The organism is Kitasatospora sp. NPDC050543 (assembly GCF_044457565.1).
Taxonomy (GTDB): Bacteria; Actinomycetota; Actinomycetes; order Streptomycetales; family Streptomycetaceae; genus Kitasatospora.
This window is the reverse complement of sequence record NZ_JBITGZ010000102.1, coordinates 1-1,030: the sequence shown is the minus strand read 5'-3', so window position 1 is coordinate 1,030 and position 1,030 is coordinate 1. Positions and strand designations below refer to the sequence as shown.

Below are 1,030 nucleotides of genomic sequence, written 5' to 3'. Positions count from 1 at the left end.
ACGGCTTCGGTGCGCAGCGGGTTGATCTCGGAGACGGCGCCGACGAGGGTCGTCTTGCCGACGCCGAAGCCGCCGGCGACGACGATCTTCGCGGAGGTGGTCGCGCGGGTGGAAGCGGCCGCGTTAGAGCTTGCGAAGTCCACTGAGGACCCTTTCGAGCAGCGTGACGTCGGGCTGGTTTCCGGATTCGCCGCCGGAAGCGGGCTGGTGGATGGCCACGAGGCCGGCCTCGGCCAGGTCGGCCACCAGGATGCGGGCCACCCCCAGCGGGATGGAGAGCAGGGCGGAGACCTCGGCGACGGACTTCACCTCGGTGCACAGGGTGCAGATCCGCTGGTGCTCCGGCAGCAGGGTGGCCAGTCGCTGCTGGTCGACGCTGGCGGAGACCAGCGCTTCCAGGGCCAGCTCGTACCTGGGGCGGGTGCGGCCACCGGTCATCGCGAACGGGCGGATCAGCGGGCCGGAGTCCTCCTCCTCGTGCTCCTCCACCCGGCCGGGCCCGTGCCCGGGCTCCGGGTAGGCCGAAGGTTCGGGGAAGTCCTCGGCCTGGGAGCCGGGATAGCCACCGGGCTGCGGCTCGAACGAGGGCTGCTGCTGCGGGTACTGCTGCCGGCCGTACTGGTCCTGGCCGTACGGCTGGGCGAACTGCTGCTGCGGCTGACTGTGCTGCGGGTGGCCGTACTGCTGACCGTGGCCGACGCCAGGGGCTCCGAAGGCGTCATGGCCTGTGCCAGGGTACGGAACGCCGTACTGTCCACTCTCTGGCGGTGTCACGGGTCCTCTCCTCACAGGGTGCGGCGGTGCGGTGCGAGCTCAGGCACGAGTCCGGAGCCGGTGGTGCGAAGGCCGTACAACGTCCGAACCCGAGCCCGCCTGAGCGGGCCCGGGACGGGCGTAGAGGTACTTCGAATACCAGGACGGTATCCGACGGTCCGTCAGTGCAGGAGACTGCCCTGGAGTTCGGCGCGCAGGGCTGGGGTGAGGACGGCGCCCGCGCGGTCGACGAGCAGGGCCATCTCGTAGCCCACCA

General features: G+C 71.0%; 1 protein-coding gene and 2 pseudogenes. All 3 read right to left on the bottom strand.

The genetic code is table 11. From position 1 onward, the window contains the following. A pseudogene (locus tag ACIBH3_RS35995) lies at positions 1-143 on the bottom strand (ATP-binding protein); the annotation flags it as partial. Beyond that, positions 124-774, bottom strand: coding sequence for a DUF742 domain-containing protein (locus tag ACIBH3_RS35990; protein ID WP_396316326.1), 651 nt, complete (start codon positions 772-774; stop codon positions 124-126). The gene ACIBH3_RS35990 and the pseudogene ACIBH3_RS35995, both read right to left, overlap by 20 nt. 161 nt (positions 775-935) lie before the next feature. Beyond that, positions 936-1,030 (bottom strand): annotated as a pseudogene (locus ACIBH3_RS35985) (roadblock/LC7 domain-containing protein); the annotation flags it as partial.